Source organism: Rahnella victoriana, assembly GCF_004330295.1.
Taxonomy (GTDB): domain Bacteria; phylum Pseudomonadota; class Gammaproteobacteria; order Enterobacterales; family Enterobacteriaceae; genus Rahnella; species Rahnella victoriana.
Genome location: NZ_SJOJ01000004.1, coordinates 185148 through 199584, shown reverse-complemented (window position 1 = coordinate 199584; position 14437 = coordinate 185148). Strand labels below are relative to the sequence as shown.

14 protein-coding genes and 1 pseudogene are annotated in these 14437 nt (G+C 57.6%); 9 read left to right on the top strand and 6 right to left on the bottom strand.

What is annotated here, in order from left to right; all coding sequences use genetic code 11:
- The first annotated feature begins 1 nt into the window (after nt 1).
- From EYY67_RS05295 to EYY67_RS05270, 6 genes are read left to right on the top strand one after another with little or no spacing between them, the layout of a single operon-like run.
- Nucleotides 2-1360 (top strand): NAD(P)/FAD-dependent oxidoreductase, encoded by a 1359-nt coding sequence (locus tag EYY67_RS05295; RefSeq protein WP_131692991.1) that lies wholly within the window; start codon nt 2-4, stop codon nt 1358-1360.
- Nucleotides 1357-2073: a DUF1365 domain-containing protein gene (locus tag EYY67_RS05290; RefSeq protein WP_131692990.1), complete on the top strand. Its 717-nt coding sequence runs from the start codon at nt 1357-1359 to the stop codon at nt 2071-2073. Before EYY67_RS05295 ends, EYY67_RS05290 begins: the two co-directional genes overlap by 4 nt.
- A gap of 2 nt (nt 2074-2075) precedes the next feature.
- Nucleotides 2076-3308 carry an SAM-dependent methyltransferase gene (locus EYY67_RS05285; protein WP_095922732.1) on the top strand — a complete coding sequence of 411 codons (1233 nt, stop codon included), beginning with the start codon at nt 2076-2078 and terminating at the stop codon, nt 3306-3308.
- Nucleotides 3305-3805 (top strand): DUF2878 domain-containing protein, encoded by a 501-nt coding sequence (locus tag EYY67_RS05280; RefSeq protein WP_131692989.1) that lies wholly within the window; start codon nt 3305-3307, stop codon nt 3803-3805. The genes EYY67_RS05285 and EYY67_RS05280 overlap by 4 nt, the downstream gene beginning before the upstream one ends.
- A complete protein-coding gene (locus EYY67_RS05275) occupies nt 3805-4332 on the top strand; it encodes a hypothetical protein (RefSeq protein WP_119822174.1) in 528 nt (175 codons plus the stop codon). Before EYY67_RS05280 ends, EYY67_RS05275 begins: the two co-directional genes overlap by 1 nt.
- A gap of 24 nt (nt 4333-4356) precedes the next feature.
- A complete protein-coding gene (locus EYY67_RS05270; protein ID WP_119822173.1) occupies nt 4357-4893 on the top strand; it encodes a DUF3833 domain-containing protein in 537 nt (178 codons plus the stop codon).
- 80 nt (nt 4894-4973) lie between these two features.
- Here the strand turns inward: EYY67_RS05270 and yedA are convergent, their stop codons facing one another.
- Nucleotides 4974-5891: a drug/metabolite exporter YedA gene (yedA, locus tag EYY67_RS05265; protein ID WP_131692988.1), complete on the bottom strand. Its 918-nt coding sequence runs from the start codon at nt 5889-5891 to the stop codon at nt 4974-4976.
- A gap of 224 nt (nt 5892-6115) precedes the next feature.
- Between yedA and EYY67_RS24880 the strand changes: the two are divergent.
- A pseudogene (locus EYY67_RS24880) lies at nt 6116-6217 on the top strand (hypothetical protein); the annotation flags it as partial.
- A 63-nt stretch (nt 6218-6280) separates the two neighbouring features.
- On the opposite strand, the gene EYY67_RS05260 reads toward EYY67_RS24880, so the two are convergent.
- The 4 genes from EYY67_RS05260 to osmF are packed head-to-tail and all read right to left on the bottom strand — an operon-like array spanning nt 6281 to nt 10157.
- Nucleotides 6281-7051, bottom strand: coding sequence for an ABC transporter permease (locus EYY67_RS05260; RefSeq protein WP_162928543.1), 771 nt, complete (start codon nt 7049-7051; stop codon nt 6281-6283).
- Nucleotides 7048-7992: an ABC transporter ATP-binding protein gene (locus tag EYY67_RS05255; RefSeq protein ID WP_095922737.1), complete on the bottom strand. Its 945-nt coding sequence runs from the start codon at nt 7990-7992 to the stop codon at nt 7048-7050. The genes EYY67_RS05260 and EYY67_RS05255 overlap by 4 nt, the downstream gene beginning before the upstream one ends.
- Nucleotides 7989-9158: an ABC transporter permease gene (locus tag EYY67_RS05250; protein WP_095922738.1), complete on the bottom strand. Its 1170-nt coding sequence runs from the start codon at nt 9156-9158 to the stop codon at nt 7989-7991. The genes EYY67_RS05255 and EYY67_RS05250 overlap by 4 nt, the downstream gene beginning before the upstream one ends.
- A 60-nt stretch (nt 9159-9218) precedes the next feature.
- On the bottom strand, nt 9219-10157 hold the full coding sequence (gene osmF, locus EYY67_RS05245) for a glycine betaine ABC transporter substrate-binding protein OsmF (RefSeq protein WP_131692987.1): 939 nt from the start codon (nt 10155-10157) through the stop codon (nt 9219-9221).
- 235 nt (nt 10158-10392) lie between these two features.
- On the opposite strand from osmF, the gene EYY67_RS05240 reads away from it, so the two are divergent.
- Both EYY67_RS05240 and EYY67_RS05235 read left to right on the top strand, forming a co-directional pair.
- Complete coding sequence (locus tag EYY67_RS05240) at nt 10393-11457, top strand: NAD(P)-dependent alcohol dehydrogenase (RefSeq protein WP_131692986.1); 1065 nt, start codon at nt 10393-10395, stop codon at nt 11455-11457.
- A 115-nt stretch (nt 11458-11572) separates the two neighbouring features.
- Nucleotides 11573-13069 carry an MFS transporter gene (locus EYY67_RS05235; protein WP_131692985.1) on the top strand — a complete coding sequence of 499 codons (1497 nt, stop codon included), beginning with the start codon at nt 11573-11575 and terminating at the stop codon, nt 13067-13069.
- Nucleotides 13070-13212: 143 nt separating this feature from the next.
- On the opposite strand, the gene EYY67_RS05230 is transcribed toward EYY67_RS05235, so the two are convergent.
- Nucleotides 13213-14319 (bottom strand): suppressor of fused domain protein, encoded by a 1107-nt coding sequence (locus EYY67_RS05230; RefSeq protein ID WP_119822523.1) that lies wholly within the window; start codon nt 14317-14319, stop codon nt 13213-13215.
- Nucleotides 14320-14437 lie beyond the last annotated feature (118 nt).

Sequence of the window (14437 nt, the reverse complement as noted above, 5' to 3'; positions counted from 1 at the left end):
AATGACAACAAAAGTGGCCATCGTCGGGAGTGGAATTTCAGGGCTGAGCTGCGCGTGGTTGCTGGCAAAAAGCCAGCCCGACTGCGAGATCACGGTGTTCGAAGCCTCGGCCACCTTAGGCGGACACACCGCCACGCAGGATGTGATTTCCGACGGCAAAGAGTACGCCATCGATACCGGTTTTATTGTTTATAACTCACGCACCTACCCGCATTTTATTGCCCTGCTCAAAGAGCTGGGCATCGAAGGCCAGCCGACGGAAATGAGTTTTTCCGTGCGCAATCCGGCCAGCAAACTGGAATACAACGGCCACTCGCTCAACAGCCTGTTTGCTCAGCGCCGTAATCTGTTCAGGCCGGGGTTCTGGCGGTTTATTTTCGAGATCCTGCGCTTTAACAAACTGTGCAAAGCGCGCCTGCTTAACCCGCATAACGACGAAGATACGCTGGCCGATCTGCTCGATCAAAACGGTTTTACGCCGTTCTTCGCCCTGCATTACGTGCTGCCGATGGGCGCGGCGATCTGGTCTTCGTCGCTGAGCGATATGGCGAACTTCCCGCTGTCGATGTTTCTGCGTTTCTTCAACAATCACGGGCTGCTGGAGGTGAGTAACCGCCCGCAGTGGATGGTGGTGCCCGGCGGTTCGCGGGAATATATCCGCCGGATGCAGGAAAAACTGCCGTCCCGCGTCAGGCTGCTGACCGCTACGCCGGTCAGTCAGGTGGTGCGGACGCCATGCGGCGTGACGTTGCATTCGGCGCGTGGCGAAGAGCATTTTGATCAGATTGTTTTCGCCTGCCATTCCGATCAGGCGCTGGCGATCCTCGGTGACACCGCCACCGCCGACGAACGGAGCATTCTCGGTGCGCTGCCGTATCAGAGTAACGACGTGATTTTGCATACCGACACCCATCTGCTGCCACGGGAAAAACGCGCCTGGGCGAGCTGGAATTATCAGTTGCCGAATTCGCTGCATCTGGCGGCGCGTGCGGATATGCGCGACAGCAATCCGTCGCACCGCCGCCGCGCCAGCGTGACCTATAACATGAATATTTTGCAGGGACTGGATGCGCCGCAGACGTTCTGTGTGTCGCTCAATCCGCTGACGCCGGTCGACGAAAGCAAAATCCTGTTCCGCACCACCTACAGGCACCCGGTGCTCAATCTGGCCAGCCATCATGCACAACAGGAACGCTACCGCATCAACGGTCATCACCGCACCTGGTTCTGCGGCGCGTACTGGTACAACGGCTTTCACGAAGATGGCGTCAACAGCGCGCGTGACGTGGTGGAACAGCTTAATCAGCAGCTTTTCAGTGTGCAGTTGCAGCATGAGCAGGAAAAGCGGGAGGCGTCATGAACAGCCAGTTGTATGTCGGCACGGTACGACATCGCCGCTTTACGCCGGTTGAGCACCGTTTCGATTACGATATTTTCATGCCGCTGATTGATCTTGATGAGCTGGAACAGCTGCCCGCGCGGGGGATCCGGCTGGAAAAATTCTCCCCGGCCAGTTTTCGCCGCAAAGATTATCTCGGCGGTGGCGACATCAAAACCAAAGCGCAGGCACGGATCGCCGAACTGACCGGCGAACGCCCCGACGGGCGGGTGATGTTGTTATGCCAGCTGTGCTATTTCGGCTGCTATTTCAACCCGGTTAACTTCTACTATCTTTATGATCAACAGGGTATTTTGCGCTGGATGCTGGCCGAAGTGCGCAACACCCCCTGGAATGAACGCCACACCTACGCCGTGCTCCCCGACGGCTCGCAACCTGTGCCGAAAGCCTTTCATGTGTCGCCCTTTAATCCGATGGACATGGTCTATCACTGGCGGCTGACGCCCCCGGGAAAGCAGTTACACATCACGATCGAAAATCACCGCAAAGAACGGGAATTCGATGCCGCCCTTTCACTGACAGCCCGCCCGCTGACCCGCGAGGCGCTGCGTCAGCAATTGTGGCGGCTGCCTGTCATGACCGCAAAAACCGCGCTGACGATCTACTGGCAGGCGCTGAAACTGTGGCTGAAACGGGCACCTGTTTATTCTCATCCTCCCGTTGATAAGGACTGACCATGAGCCAACCTGAAATGCAGCTCGCCCGTGCCGCGGCGAATAACAGGCGCAGCAAAGCGGCACGCGCCATGATCCTTGGCGTGCTGAAGCAGCTCAAAGGGGCCGGTCTGACACTGCGTGAACCCGGTGAGCAGGCGATATTCTTTGGCGATCCGACCGCTCTGTTGCAGGGCGAAATTGACGTCCGCCACCTGCGCGCCTACCGGCGTGTCTTACTGGGCGGCAGCGTGGCGGCGGGGGAAAGCTTTATTGATGGCGACTGGACCACGCCCGATCTGACCACGGTTTTACAGCTGCTGGCCGAGAATATGAAGCTGGTGGATAAAATCAGTGCGCGCCTCAGCTGGCTCAGCACACCCGCCAAAAAAATTATTCATTTTTTCCGCCGTAACAGCCCGGCGCAGGCGCGGAAAAATATCTCAGCGCATTACGATCTGGGCAACGATTTCTATCAGGGTTTTCTCGATGAGAAGATGCTGTATTCCTCGGCCTGGTATCAGGAACCGCAGATGACGCTGGAGCAGGCGCAGGAAGCCAAAATGCGCCGTTTGTGTGAACAGTTGCAGTTACACGCGGGCGACCATCTGCTGGAAATCGGCACCGGCTGGGGCGCGATGGCCGAATTTGCCGCGCGTGAATACGGCTGTCAGGTGACCACCACCACCATTTCCCGCGAGCAATATCGCTATGCCTGTGAGCGGATCGAAAAAGCCGGGCTGAGTGACCGCGTGACGGTGCTGTTTGAAGACTACCGCGCGCTGAAAGGCCAGTTCGATAAACTGGTGTCCATCGAGATGATCGAAGCGGTGGGTAAACGCTACCTCTCCACCTTTTTTAAACGCTGCAACGCGCTGCTGAAACCGCAGGGGCGCATGGCGATTCAGGCGATCACCATCGCCGATCAGCGATACGCCGCCTACAGCCGTAACGTCGATTTTATTCAGTGCTACGTGTTCCCCGGCGGCTTTCTGCCCTCGATCACCGCGATGAACGACGCCATGACCCGCTGCACCAGTCTGGTGGTGCGTGACCTGTTCGATATCGGTTCCGATTACGCCCGCACCCTGCATGAATGGCGCGAACGGGTGCAGCACTACTGGAATGCGCAGACTGACGGCGTGCAGGACGAATATTTCCGTCGCCTGTGGCTGTTTTATCTGTGCTACTGCGAGGCCGGTTTCCGCGCCCGCACCATCAGCACCGTGCAACTGGTCGCCGAGCGGCGCGGATGAAATCGCTGCGCTTCTGGCTGCTGACACTGGGCTTTGACGTCTGGTGGACACTGGCCGTCTGGGGGCGCGACCGTTTTATTATTTTTCTGCTGATCAGCAGTTTTCTGATGCTGGCGTTTACACCCTCCGGACGACGTTTGTGGGTCGCGACCGCCTGTACACTTGGCATCATGATGGATTCGCTGTGGTGTATTTCAGGTCTGTTTGAATTTACTGATTCTGCCGCCGTACCGCCGTGGATGATGGCATTATGGCTGGGTTTCAGCGCATGGTGGCTGTGGTTACTGGGCACTATCCGGTTGACGTGGTACTGGCTTCCTCTCATCGGCGCGGTCAGCGGCCCGCTGGCCTATTACCTCGGTATGCAGCTTGGTGCTATGCAACTTCTCGCCGCACCGGTGTATGTCTGGCTCTTACTGGCGGCGGGCTGGGCGATATTTTTACCGCTGATAAGCCTGCCGGTTTTGCTAAGCAACCATACAGTGCGGAAAACCTGATGATGCGCGTATTTCTCGCAGCACTTTGGCTGATGATGTCTTGCTCTGCCTTTGCCGCCACGCCCTGGAGCCCGTGGCAACAGGTCGGGCGCGCGACCCTGAGCTGGGGGCCGTTTGAGGTTTATCACTCGCAACTGCTGACACCCGACGGTAAGTATCAGGCCGGGAAATGGCCGCAGGCACTGAAGATTGAGTATCTGCGCAACATTGATCATCAGGAGCTGACCAAAGCCACCGAAGAACAATGGCAGGCGCTGGGATTACTGGCGCAGGCACAGGAATATGGCTGGCTGGACGCGGTGCAGAACACCTGGCCGGATGTCAGCAACGGCAGCGAAATTGTGTTTGTCGCCACTGAGAATGGCGGCCAGTTTTACAGCCAGCCCGCGAACAGCGTGCTGAGTACGCCGGTGGGCCAGCCATTCAGCCCGGCATTCCGCGATGCTTTTCTGGCGATCTGGCTCTCGCCCGCCACGCAATATCCTGATTTACGCAGCAGGCTGACCGGCGCATCTGCGTCCGATTAATACCATCTTATTGGGGGAGTTTTTATGACTGTTCTGCGAAAGATTTTTTTAACGCTGATCGTCGGCACAATGCTGCTACTGACTGGCTGTAAAGCCACTGTTCAGGATTACGCGCAGGCACAACCGAAGCTGGATATTTTCAGCTGGTTTGCCGGTGACAGCGTGGCGTACGGCATGGTGCAGGATCACAGCAACAAACAGACGCGGCGCTTCACCGTCAAAATCCATGGTGACGTGGCGGGCGATACGCTGACGTTGCATGAAGACTTTGTCTATGACGACGGCGAAAAACAGACCCGCGTCTGGCGTATCCGTAAACTGGCGGATGGCCATTACACCGGCACGGCGGGTGACATTATCGGCACCGCCACCGGGCAATCCGCAGGCAATGCCTTCAACTGGAAATACGTGATGGACGTGAAATCAGGCGACAGCACCTACCGCCTGACGTTCGATGACTGGATTTACCAGCAGGACGAACAGCACCTGTTTAACGTCACGTCGCTGAAAAAATTTGGCGTGGAAGTAGCGCGGGTGACGATCTTCTTTGAGAAAAAATGAGGTTAATTCGATCTGCTTCCTCCCCTGCGAAGGGGAGGAGTAAAACAACCCAGCTGTCACATCTGCGAAAGGGAAGCGGTTTAAACCTTCACTTCCGTGATCTTAGTTTTCTTACGCGCGAACACGAATTTCCCCAGCGTCACCAGCAGGACTGCGCAGAGGATCACGCCTAAGGCCACCCACTCCACCGGCGACAGGGATTCGCCCGCGAAACCTATGCCGAGCAATACCGCGACGATCGGATTCACATAGGCATAACTGGTGGCGACGGCGGGACGTACGGTTTTCAGCAGGAACATATAGGCGCTGATGGCAATCATCGAGCCGAATACCACCAGATAGCCGAGCGCCAGAAAGCCGCTCAGCGAGGGGGCGGCGGTCAGGTGTTCACCGCTGAACCGGCTGGCGACCAGCAACACCACACCGGCGATAATCATTTCTGCCGCACCCGCCATCAGACCTTTTGGCAGGGGCAGACGCGAACTCCATACCGAACCAAACGCCCAGCTCAGCGAGGCGAGCAGGATCAGCGCCGCGCCCCACGGGTTGCCTTGCAGATTACTGCCGGTATTGAGCAGCACAATGCCGAACAAACCGATGGCAACGCCGGTCCATTCCAGACGGCTGTTTGGCATGCCCCACAGGCGGCTGAAGCACAGGGTAAACAGCGGCACGGTAGCAACCATCACTGCCGCAATGCCAGACGGCACCTGCATATGTTCGGCAACCGTCACCAGCCCGTTACCCACCGACAGCAGCAAGATGCCCACCGCACCGGCGGCCATCCATTGTTTAAGGGTCGGAACGTGATGCCCGCGTAACAGCAGGAAAGTAAACAGAATGCATCCGGCGACGAAGAAACGCAGACCCGCCATCATCAGCGGCGGCCAGCTTTCTACCCCCACGCGGATGACGAAATAGGTAGAACCCCAGATAAAATACAACGCAAACAGTGAGGCGATTAACGGCAGCAGAGCACGTCCGGCAGAACCCATCATAGAAATAACTTATTAGCGTGATAACGAAGGCAGACAGTTAACGCTATTGGCCTGATTACCGGCAAGGAAATCTGTGCTATCGCGTCAAAATGTTGCTAAAAAGTTTCTGTATATGACAAAAAATACCTGTGCATCCGGCTAAAAGTAATCACAGCATGAATAGTCTGTTGCAGGGGTGAGGAAACGATTTATAATTCGTCGTTCAAATTTCTGAGGTATTGCACATGAATTCGCTTGGCAAAAAATTATTTATCGCGCTGTTTGGTCTGATGGCAATTGGCGCAATTGGTGGCGTGATGGTTGCCGGTTATGCCGTGGTGATCCAGGACGACGCTAAACCGGTCAGCGATAACGACGCCCCTTCTGTGGTGCCTGCGCCGCCTGCGGCATCAGCGAACTGATCCCTCTCCTGACCGCTGCTGCCAGCGTTGTAACCACAGGCTCCAGCGTTCAAACAGCATATCCACGCAAATCGCCAGCAGTGCAACAATCACCGCGCCCTGCAATACATACGCCGTGTTAAACCCGCTCAGGCCGATAATAATCGGTGAGCCGAGGCTTAACGTGCCGACCGACGAGGCGATCGCCGCCGTGCCGATATTGATGATCACTGACGTACGGATGCCGGAAATGATCACCGGCGCGGCCAGCGGAATTTCCACTTTCCGCAACATCTGCCAGCGGCTCATGCCGACGCCCTGCGCAATCTCGCGCGCCGAAGGCGGCACTGATTCGATCCCGGCAATCGTTCCCTGCAACACCGGCAGTAAACCGTAAAGCACCAGCGCGATAATCGCCGGTTTTTCACTGAATCCCATCACCGGCACCGCGACGGCCAGCACCGCGACCGGCGGAAAGGTCTGCCCCATCGCCACCAGGGTTTCCACCAGTGAGCGGAACTCTTTACCCGCCGGACGCGTGACCCCGACGCCTGCCGCCACGCCAATCACCACCGCAATCAGGCTGGAAATCCCGACCAGCAACAGATGCGCCTGCACCAGCGCGGCGAAACTTTCCTGCTGATAGACCGGCCTGCTCAGTTCAGGAAACAGCCAGTGGAACAGGCCGCCGAGCGAGGTCATGCCAAAAATCAGCGCCAGCAATAAAGCAAACAGCCAGATCAGCGGATCCGTGATGACCCGCACCACAACCCGTGTCATGCGATGCTCCTTTGCGCGGTCAGATCCGCAAAATGCAGCACGCCGAGCGGCTGCCCCTGTTCATCCACCACCGGCAAATGCTGAACCTGCTGCGCGACAAACGCCGACAATGCCTGACTCAGGCTCATGCTGTCGGTCAGCGGTTTGCCGCTGCCGGTGTACAGCTCACCGCGCCGCGTCAGCGAACCGACTTCCCGCAGCGACAGCAAACGAATACCCATGTCGCTGCCGCCGAAGAAATCGCGTACGAACGGCGTCGCCGGTTGCGTCAGCAGTTCCAGCGGCGTGCCCTGCTGCACCACCTGCCCGTCGTTAAGCAGGACGATACGGTCGGCCAGCGCCAGCGCCTCGTCGATATCATGGGTCACCAGCACAATGGTGCGGTGAGTGATTTTATGAATACGCGCCACCTCTTCCTGTAAGGTTGCGCGGGTCACCGGATCCAGCGCACCGAAGGGTTCATCCATCAGTAACACTTCCGGGTCGGAGGCCAGCGCACGCGCCACGCCGACGCGCTGCTGTTGCCCGCCGGAAAGCTGATGCGGATACCGCTGACGGAACTGTTTCGGGTCAAGATTGAGCAGGTTCATCAGCTCGGTCACGCGGTCGCGGATTTTGGCTTTCGGCCATTTCAGCAGTTGCGGCACCGTGGCGATGTTCTCTTCCACCGTCCAGTGCGGGAACAGGCCAATCGACTGGATGGCGTAGCCCATGCGGCGGCGCAAATCCTGCGCACGGAATTTTTCTATCGGTTCACCGGCAAAAAGAATTTCGCCGCGATCGTGCTCCACCAGCCGGTTAATCATCTTCAGCGTGGTGGATTTCCCCGAGCCGGACGTGCCGATCAGCACCGTGAATTCGCCTTTCGCCATTTCCAGCGTCAGGTCGCGCACGACCGCTTTTCCGGCAAAGTGTTTGCTTACCTGTTTGAAATGAATCATCTGCGTGTGGTCTCCAGCATTGAGACGGCGAATTTAAAAGCGCTGTCGACGACGACGGCCATCAGCACCGCAGGGATCACACCGAGCAGCACCAGATCCAGCGCGCTGCTGAGCAAGCCCTGGAACATGATGGCACCCAGTCCGCCTGCGCCGATCAGCGCCGCGACCATCGCCATACCGACGGTTTGCACCGCCACGATGCGGATACCGGTCAGGATCACCGGCAAGGCGATCGGCATCTGTACACGGAAGAAGATCTGCACCCGGTTCATGCCCATGCCACGCGCGGATTCGATCACCGCTTCCGGCACCGACTCCAGCCCGGCAATCACCCCGCGCACCAGCGGCAGCAATGAATAGAGCACCAGCGCAATGATCGCCGGGGCCAGCCCGATACCGCTGATACCGTGTTCCGCCAGCCACGGCACCGCTTTCGCCAGTCCCGCCAGCGGCGCGAGCAGTAAACCAAACAGCGCGATCGACGGCACGGTCTGAATAATATTGAGCACTGACAGCACCGGTCCGCGCCAGCGCGGTTTGCGGTGACACAACAATCCGGCGGGCAGACCGATCAGCACCGCAGGCACCAGCGTGCCAAACAGAATGCCGAGATGCTGCCACAGCGCGTCGTTAAACACGTCGGAACGGTTGTCGTATTCTTTGAGCAGCGAAAGCTGGGCAAGCTGACCGTACGCCAGCAGCAACACCACCGGCACGATCATCTGCACGTTGAGCACAATCCGCAGGCTGTGATTGCGGGTGAAACGGGAAATGGCGTCGGAGGCAATCAGCAGACACAGCGCGGCAGCCGACCAGAAGCCGCCGCCGAGCGAGGTGCGCGCGATGCTGTCCTCATCGCCGCCGGCCAGTTGCACAGCCCCGTGTCCGGCCAGCCAGACCAGCGCCGTCAGCAGGATTTCCGCCAGCAACATCACCAGCAAATGATGGCGGCCATACAGCGTCACGAAGGCGCAGGCCAGCAGCAATAAAGCCGGAATGAGTAATAACGCGGAGTAGCCATGCAGCAGACTCGCCAGCGAAATGCCCTTGCCGGACACCAGCCGGTTGGGCGCATGGCTGAGAAAGGCCAGGCCGAAACCGGCCAGCCACAGCAGCAAAACCAGCGTCAGCAGCACGCGGTTTTTGACGGGAGAATGATGAGTCAAAACAATACCTGAGTCCGGTGAGCACGACCCGCAGGCCGTGCTCAGGGCGTCACTGCCCGGTTATTTTTTAAAGAAACCTTTTTCCTGCAAATATTTCGCCGCGACCTTTTTCGCATCCTGACCATCCACCGCGATTTTCGCGTTCAGGCCCTGCAACGTTTTGGTATCGAGCGACGCAAACACCGGTTTCAGTAAATCAGGAATGTTCGGATGCGCTTTCAGCGCCGCCTCGCGGATGATCGGCGCTGGCGCGTAAATCGGCTGCACGCCTTTCGGATCTTCCAGCGTTTGCAGGCCCAGCGCCGCCACCGGGCCGTCCGTGCCGTAAGCCATCGCCGCATTGACGCCGGAAGTCTGTTCGGCAGCCGCTTTAATGGTGACCGCCGTATCGCCGCCCGCCAGCGACAGTAACTGCGCCTGATTCAGTTTGAAACCGTAGGCATTTTCAAACGCCGGTAACGCATCCGGGCGCTCGATAAATTCCGCCGAGGCCGCCAGTTTAAAATCGCCGCCGCTGCTGATGAATTTGCCCAAATCGCCCAGGGATTTCAGGTTATGCGCACTCGCCACGTCCTGACGCACCGCGATGGTCCAGGTGTTGTTGGCCGGAGACGGGCTGAGCCAGACAATTTTGTTCTGGTCGTAATCGAGCTTTTTCACTTTATCGAAACCGGCCTGGGCATTTTTCCACGCCGGATCTTTATCGTCAGAGAAGAAGAACGCGCCGTTACCGGTGTATTCCGGATAGAGGTCGATTTCACCGGCGGTGATCGCCCCGCGCACTACTTTGGTCGTCCCCAGCTGTAACTTATTGGTGGTGTGAATGCCATTGGCTTCCAGCACCTGAATAATGATGTTGCCGAGCAGCGAACCCTCGGTATCAATTTTGGAGCCGACACGCACGGCGTCATCCGCCGCCTGTGCGCTGAAACTGATGGCTGACACCAGTGCCAGCGCTGCCACGGAAAATCCCCGTACTCGCCCGGTTATTACAGTCATGTTCTATCCTCTTATCGGGTTATGTTGGTTTTGTCGCCCGGCGACTGCTCTTTTTTTATTCTTTCACTCATGAAAACAAGCTGCTAACAAGAATAGTCCAATTTTGCGCAGGGGAATGGATGGTGAGCCATAAAAGCAGGCGGCGGTATCGCTGTAAAATGCGTAAATGTTCGAAGCTTATCCGCCGCATCACTTAGCCCCCCTCGTCCGTTTTCCCTGCAGACAGGAGAACCCGATGTCAGTGCAACATCCACACAGAACGCATCCCCGCATGATCAGCGCGGCCATCGCTGACAGTGATCATCACCTGAAATTCGAAAAGATCCGCCTTGGCGCACCGCGTCGTAATGAAGTCGGGGTACACATTGTCGCCTGCGGGATTTGCCACACCGATCTCAGTTTTCTGTCGCCCGGCGTGGTGCCGGGTCACGAAGGTGCCGGGATTGTCGATCAGGTCGGCAGCGCGGTGACCGGGGTGAAACCGGGCGATCATGTGGTGCTGTCGTTTCAGTCCTGCGGCCAGTGCGACGCCTGCGAAAATCACCGGCCGGTGGACTGCGAACACTTCTCCACCCTGAATTTTGGCTTCTCACGCCTCGACGGCAGCAGCGCCTATCCGCAGGGTATCGACGGGCACTTTTTCGGTCAGTCGTCGTTTGCCAGTTATGCGCTGGTGACGGAACAGAATCTGGTCAAAGTGGATAAATCGCTGCCGCTGGCCACACTCGCGCCCCTCGGCTGCGGCCTGCAAACCGGCGCGGGGACGGTGATGAATACCCTGAAGGTGAAAAAAGGTGACCGCCTGCTGATCACCGGCACCGGCGCAGTCGGTATGGCGGCGGTGATGGCGGCAAAAATCGCCGGAGCGAAGGAGATTATCGCCCTCGATCAGCATCAGCACCGTCTGGATCTGGCGCGTGAACTGGGCGCAACAGACGTGCTGAAAACCGGCCAGGAGCGCAATCTGCAAGGGACGCTGGATTACGTCATTGATACGGCGGGCGTACCGGCGCTGGACACCCTCGGACAACAGGCGCTGAATGACGGCGGCGTGATGGTGCGCCTGACCGGTGCCGGTGGCGCGACGCTGTCACGCGGGCGGAAAATTCTCAGCGTCATTCAGGGGGATTCGGTCGCGCAGGAATTTATCCCGAAAATGATTTCATTGTGGCAGGCGGGGAAATTCCCCTTCGATCGCTTACTGCATTTTTACGATTTTGAGGCCATTAATCAGGCGGCAGAAGACAGCAGAAACGGCAAGGTGATTAAGGCAGTTTTGCGCTGGCGACAGCACGCTTAGATCACTTAGTTTTAACTTATAGCCATTTATTTTCACTCAACCGCTAATCAGGACTTGTGACCGGTATCACGTCGCCTCTATGCTGGTTTTTTTGTCAAAAAGCGTAAACACAACAATGTCTGATTCAATTGCGGCCTCTCAGGCCGCCTCTTCAGGGGATTACAGCGCAGCCGACACTGCGTCTGACCAGCCGGTGGTGATTCGTTCCGCTGCCGATATTACTCAGTTAGTGAACCGTGGCGCGGCCAAAATCAGCGACGCGCGCATCGTGATTGCTATCGCACTGGGCGGCGTTTTCCTCGACGCCTACGACCTCGGTGCGCTGGCTTTCGGGATGAAAGATATTACCCGCCAGTTCGGCCTGACGCCTTCCGGCGCGGGCTTTGTGGCATCGGCCATCACCTTCGGGGCGATTGTCGGCGCACTGTTCGGCGGCTATCTGACCGACAAAATCGGCCGTTACCGCGTATTTATGGCCGATATGTTCTTCTTCGTGATTGCCGCGCTGGCCTGCGCCTTTGCGCCAAACGAATGGGTATTGGGCGGCTCACGCTTTGTGATGGGTCTGGGGGTCGGTATCGATTTACCGGTCGCCATGGCGTTTCTGGCGGAGTTCTCAAAACTTCAGGGACGCGGCAATAAAGCCTCGCGCGTGGCGATGTGGTGTCCGACGTGGTATGCGGCGATCAGCGTGTCGTATCTGCTGGTTCTGCTGCTTTACGCGGTGCTGCCGGCTACCCATACCGACTGGTTATGGCGTCTGATCCTCGGTTTCGGCGCAGTACCGGCGATCCTGATTATCGCTATCCGCCACCGTTATATGAATGAATCGCCGGTCTGGGCAGCCAATCAGGGCGACCTGCAAAGTGCGGCGGCGATCCTGAGAAAATCCTATAACATCAATGCCGTCGTGGCAGACGATGCCGATAAGACACCGCAGGTGAAAGTACGTAAAGCCGCATGGCGCAACTACGGCACGCTGTTGCAGGGCGTTTATCTGCGCCGCACCGTGCTGGCGACCGTCACTGCCGTGGCCTCGTCCTTTGCCTATAACGCCGTGGCGTTCGGGCTGCCGGTGATCTTATCCAGCTTCCTGCAACAGTCGATGATCAGCACCATTCTGTTCTCACTCGGCCTGAACCTGTGCTTCGCCTTTGTCGGCGGCCTGATTGCGGTGCGTTATGTCTCGAAATTTGGCGCATGGAAAATGACCTACGCCGGTTACGCCTGCCAGCTGGTCGCGATGATCGGCCTGGCGCTGGTGGGCCGACCGGCCGACGGCGGAGAAGCGGCGATTTCCATCGCCATGCTGGCGTTATTCCTGTTCGGTCAGGGCTTCGGTCCGGGTTCGCACACCATGACATTTGCGTCACTGAGCTATCCGACGTCGCTGCGCGGCATGGGTGTCGGCTTCAACCAGACGCTGATGCGCGGCAGCTCCACGGTCTCGTTGTTCCTGTTCCCGGTCCTTTCCGCGGCGCTCGGCACCGGCGTGTTCTGGGTGATCGCGTTAGCGCCACTGGCAGGCTTAATCGTGCTGACAGCGGTACGGTGGGAACCGTCGGGATATGATGTGGATGCTGAGGATTTTCAGCCGGAAATGAGTAAATAACGGCAGATTTTTAGTTTGCTCCCTCCCCTGCGAAGGGGAGGGCTGGGGTGGGGTATTAATGGCATCTGAGTTGCCTGCTAAACCCCCTCCCGGCCTCCCCCTTCGCAGGGGGAGGAGCAAGCACTCCGCGCCGATCCCTGACATCAGACCACCGCGCTTCTCGGCGCAAACACATACCCGATGTCGTTCTCGATCATTGCGGCGACCAGTTCAAATCCGCCGTTCGGTTTGGCCTGCGCAAATTCCAGTTCGCTGGTGAATACCGGGCTGACCCAGAACTGATTCACCGGATCCCCGTATATTTTCGGCAGTTGCATTTTGTCTGCGGGTCCGCACAGGGCGGAGGAAATGACGTGTCCTTCAAAACCAAGCGGTGCCATCGGTGACATCAGCGTGTGGCCTTCGCCGAGCCAGCTGAGGGTGGTCCAGGGAACTTGTGCGTAACCGGATAACGCGCTGGCCATCTGCACCGCATTCTCTTCAGTGACGTATTCCTTGCCGACCGAAAAAGCCAGCTCTATGCGGCGGTGTTTTTCCGCTTCGTCATTAAAAACAATGTCGATTTGCGGCATCGGGCGGATGCTCATGCCGACCGTGAAGAAGTAGTAATTTTCTTCATCTTCATGCTGGGATATCGCCATCGGCGGCCAGCTGCCCTGATTGATCAGATAATATTTCAGCGAGGGACCAAAACGATCTTCGTAGGATTCCAGCAGCTTGCGCTGAATTCTCGGCCACGGATTACTAAACTCATTTTGCCAGTCACGCCAGAACAAACGGGTCTTTTCCGCCAGCTCACATTGCGTGTTCGTTGAGGCAGAACCCAGCGGGAAGGTCAGCGGATTCTGTTTAATGCATCCGGCGGAATAACACACCGAATGGTCGATATACAAACTCCAGCCGGGGATCACCGCCAGTAACAATCCCTGATACCACAGTGCCGCGCCGTCATCGCTCTCGTTCCATAAAATCTGGATTTGTGCCGGATCCAGCGGCGCTTCGCCTTCCAGATTACGGCAATACTGCGCCGCCAGCATCGGAGCCATCCCCTGCTCCATCGCATCGGTATCATCTTTCACCGGCGCGGGCACCAGATTACGCACCCAGCAGGCACGCATTTTCGGAAAACGGTCGCGCAAATCTTCACGGGCGAAAATGTAGAAATACACCACGCGGTTATCCTGCTCGACCAGCGCGGTCAGGGTTTGTTTGTCGTTACTGACTTCAGCAACAATGTCGGACTGGCGCATATGACCTCAGCAAGATTAGGAAGCTTATTATTCCCTGTGATGGTCAGTGTAGAACGGTTATGCCAGCCCGATAACGGGCAATATTCCCAAAAATCTCCGATAAGGCTTTAAAACACGC